The sequence below is a fragment of the Vibrio sp. 10N.222.48.A3 genome (assembly GCF_041475345.1).
Taxonomy (GTDB): Bacteria; Pseudomonadota; Gammaproteobacteria; order Enterobacterales; family Vibrionaceae; genus Vibrio; species Vibrio tasmaniensis_A.
The window spans coordinates 1-405 of sequence record NZ_JBFRVX010001619.1 but is presented as its reverse complement, the minus strand read 5'-3'; the positions used below and the strand labels follow the sequence as shown (position 1 = coordinate 405).

Genomic DNA, 405 nt, shown 5'->3' with positions numbered 1-405 from the left:
GGGCTTTTTTGTGTCTAAGCAGTCATAGCCGCGTCGTTTAGGACTTTCGCTCCGCGCAACATGGCTTCGATTAATTCGCCTGCATTGAATTTCTCTAGCGCTTCATGTGCTCCCACCTGATTGGCTCGGTCAACACATATCTCACTGGATAGTGAAGTATGTAAAATACAGTAGGCATGACTGAGTGCGCTGTCGTTTTGTACTTCAAATGCAAGTTCATAACCATCTAACCCGGGCATCTCGATATCACTCACGAGAAGATCAATTGCTGTACCTTTTGCAGCCTCACCTCGCATCAGGTCAATCGCATCTAAGCCGTTATTACAAATGCTGTAAGGGATGTTGATGCTGTCTAAGGCATCAGACAGCTGTTTTCGTGCGATCAAAGAGTCATCAACCAGTAGA

1 protein-coding gene is annotated in these 405 nt (G+C 45.9%); it reads right to left on the bottom strand.

Annotated features, from left to right (window positions below; genetic code table 11):
* Positions 1-14 precede the first annotated feature (14 nt).
* Positions 15-405, bottom strand: a 391-nt coding sequence (locus AB4653_RS28070; protein WP_372105906.1) for a response regulator, incomplete at its 5' end; no start/stop codon positions are given.